The sequence below is a fragment of the Planktosalinus sp. genome (assembly GCF_059864935.1).
The window spans coordinates 1-3,115 of the sequence record NZ_JCBCCK010000058.1; the positions used below are offsets into that span (position 1 = coordinate 1).

4 protein-coding genes are annotated in these 3,115 nt (G+C 36.4%); 3 read left to right on the top strand and 1 reads right to left on the bottom strand.

All coding sequences use genetic code 11. The features are described 5' to 3' along the window. The 3 genes from AC6F75_RS02530 to AC6F75_RS02540 form a co-directional block, all read left to right on the top strand. Positions 1 to 246, top strand: a 246-nt coding sequence (locus AC6F75_RS02530; protein WP_500713376.1) for a hypothetical protein, incomplete at its 5' end; no start/stop codon positions are given. 138 nt (positions 247 to 384) lie between these two features. Further along, a complete protein-coding gene (locus tag AC6F75_RS02535; protein WP_500713377.1) occupies positions 385 to 1,383 on the top strand; it encodes a hypothetical protein in 999 nt (332 codons plus the stop codon). Between the two features lie 442 nt (positions 1,384 to 1,825). Further along, on the top strand, positions 1,826 to 2,569 hold the full coding sequence (locus AC6F75_RS02540; protein WP_500713378.1) for a YceI family protein: 744 nt from the start codon (positions 1,826 to 1,828) through the stop codon (positions 2,567 to 2,569). A gap of 91 nt (positions 2,570 to 2,660) precedes the next feature. Here AC6F75_RS02540 and AC6F75_RS02545 read toward each other — a convergent pair. Then, on the bottom strand, positions 2,661 to 3,115 hold a 455-nt coding region (locus AC6F75_RS02545; RefSeq protein ID WP_500713379.1), incomplete at its 5' end, for a hypothetical protein.

Consider the following 3,115-nt stretch of genomic DNA (forward strand, 5'->3'; position numbering starts at 1 on the left):
ACTTTGTGTATTAATAACCAATTAAACTTTTTTGAGATGAAAAAAATATTTCTAAGCGTATTGGCTTTGGTTTTCACTTTTGCAGTAACTTCTTGCAGAGATACTGAAAAGAAAGCTGACGAAAACATGGAAGAACAAGCAGAAATGATCTTGGAAGAAACTGAGGATATGGAAGAAGAAGCTGAATACATGGAAGAAGCTTCTTATGAAGAAGCTGCTGACCTTGAAACAACGACAGAAGAATAAACTGTCACTTTTAAAGTAAAAAAGAACTCCCAAAACAGGGAGTTTTTTTTTGCCCAAAAAGTTAAAATCCTTTTAAATTCAAGAGTGCTTTTTCACAAAAAAACAAAAAAATGTATTTTTAGGGAAACACGATCAATTATGGATTTTAATATACTTTCACTTTTAGTATTGGCATTGTCAGGTACGGCAATTGTTTCTTATGTTTTTTTGAAACGGCTTAAAAAAGAAAAAAAAGAGCCTCCTTACGACCCTCTCAAAGACGACCCGGTAATTCACATCAAAAACAAGTTATTTTTTGAAATACCGGTTGAGAAGATCTTATTGGGTTATTTTATCCTTGTATTATTTACCTATATAACCCGGCTTTTTTTTGGTGATTGGTTTCCTGAGATAGACCTTGTTGTTCTCTACCTTTCAGGCCTCATCTTCTTTATTGCCATTTTTAAAATGACCATGAGCGTGGGCGTGGTCAATAAGTTCAGCCCGTGGTTAATGATTTCGCTGATTCTTTCTCTGGTGATATTTGTCTTCACTTATTGGAATATTACCGAAAATTTTGTCGATTTGCTATCCAACACCCGTGAGTATCACCTTGCAGTACATCTTCTGGGTCTGGCCATGGGTCTGGGTGGAACTTTGGTGATCGATATTATGTTTTCGCATTTTATGCGGAAATACACTATTTCTAAAAGGGAATCTGTGATTATGCACCTGGTTTCACAGATGATTATTCTTGGATTGTTCCTGTTGTTGTTGAGCGGAGCAGCCCTGGCGCTAATTGACTTGGAGGCTTTTCTGGACAACCCGAGATTTATTATGAAAATAATCGCTGTGCTGGCAGTAATGATAAACGGTGCTGCTTTGAACTTGTACCTCACCCCGCAAATGAAAAAGATTTCGCTAAAAGAAGAAGACTACGGTCGCTATGAAAAACTGACCAAAATTTCATTTGCTCTGGGTGCCATTTCCATAGTCTCCTGGCTATCGGCATTTTTACTGGCCATATTGAAAGAACTCTTTGATATGCCTTTGACCACCCTATTGACCGGTTATGTTGTTTTACTCATTATAGCTACAGCAGGAAGCCAAATGGCAAAAGTATATTATGAAAATAAGGAAGCTGAAGAGGACAATTAAACATTCTAAAATGAAATACAGTTTCAGGCGCGCATTTTTATGGGTGGGCATTTATATTCTCTTGTGCCTTATCCCTTTGCTGATTGCCATAACAGGCTCCATTCCTGAACATCGCACTTTTTGGATTGAGAGGATAAACATTCTATAGTTTATAGAAACGCAAATAAAAATATCCTTCGAACCCTCGCTTCACAAAGCCTAATGAATTTAAGCCTTCACAAGTTTATTGAATTTCAAATCGCAATCAGCAACACTTGATGCTGTTCCTGTATTTTGTAAACCTCTCAGATACTTTAGTTCCTTTCTAAAAGAAAACCAATCAAACGGTTAAACAAAAGATAAAATTTTGATATAGAAGCAAATAAGGGTTACATTTATAAACATATCCTCAGCATGGAAGAATAATTTGCTCTCGGTATTCAAATTTATAACACCACCAAATATGACACTTATAAACCGCTTATTAATCGCACTTCTCTTTGTTGGCTTGCTAATAACAGGTTTTTTTGCCTTTGGGGAAAACGGATTTTTGAACAATTCCCGGGAAAAGGCAGCCAAAACTTCTACCGAAAATGCTGATGATCTGAATAATGTCCCGGAATCTACCAAAAAAGACCCGGTTTACATCATTGACAAAAACAACAGCCATTTGGCAGTACGCCTCTTTAAAGCCGGAATCGCCTCTGCTTTTGCCCACGACCACGTGGTTCGTGCCGACAATTTCTCCGGTTGGGTGGTCTTTAAAAAAGACCATCCTGACGGCTTTAAAATGGAAGTTGAAGTTCCCAGTGCTTCTTTAATAGCAGACAGCCAAAAAGACCGTGAAAAATATAAACTGGGCAAGCTGGATGATGATGACCGCAGTGAGGTCAATGAAACCATGAAAAGCAGCAGTCAATTGCATGTGGAAAAATACCCGAAAATCAAGTTCAACAGTTCCAAACTAAAAAATACCGATAAAAACAATTACACCCTCACAGGAGATTTCACCCTGCACGGAACCACAAAAGAAATTGCTGTACCCGTTACCATCACCTTTGAAAAAAATGTGCTCACTATCACGGGTGAATTCCGATTTCTGCAAAGTGATTATGGCATCGAGCCCTTCAAGGCCGGTTGGGGGTCGATAAGAAATAAAGATGAGGTGTTGTTATTGTTGGATTTCAGGGCGACGGAGAAAAAATAAGTTTTGGTTCTAAACTCTAAAAATCCCAACGAGAAAGCAGAATTATAACTTGCTGAGCAAAGTCATGATACTTTGCTGTAGAGGGTATAATTTAGTCTTCTGTGATTTCTTTTTTTAGTTCTGCTGCAAAAAATCTTAAATCTTTTATTAACTTGATTTCATTAGCTGTATGAGTTTCAGAATTTAATGCTTCTTCAGGCTTATCAAGTGATTTAAAATATTCCTCAAACATTTTTACAAGGCTCTTGTATTCTTTTGAATTAAAGTCATATGTGAATAAATGACCGAAATTTAGTGGAAAGCATTTAAGCTCAACATTAATTTTTGACACTGCCATCAAAATCTTTTCATAATTGTCTAATGCCTTTTTAGAAAGTTCCTCTTCTTCAGTTACACTTTTAAATTTAGAAGATACCATTGAAAATATTGAACCATTATTTATTGCTCCCTGTACCTCATTAAAAAGAAATGAAACCCTTTTAAAAGCTAACATCCTTTGCTCAAATAAAAACAAATTTTTATTCTCATCTGCACTTTGTTTACTGA

Bases quoted from the DNA above. Each gene is read 5' to 3' on its own strand.
- AC6F75_RS02535 (WP_500713377.1), top strand. From the start codon at position 385: ATGGATTTTAATATACTTTCACTTTTAGTATTGGCATTGTCAGGTACG.
- AC6F75_RS02540 (WP_500713378.1), top strand. From the start codon at position 1,826: ATGACACTTATAAACCGCTTATTAATCGCACTTCTCTTTGTTGGCTTG.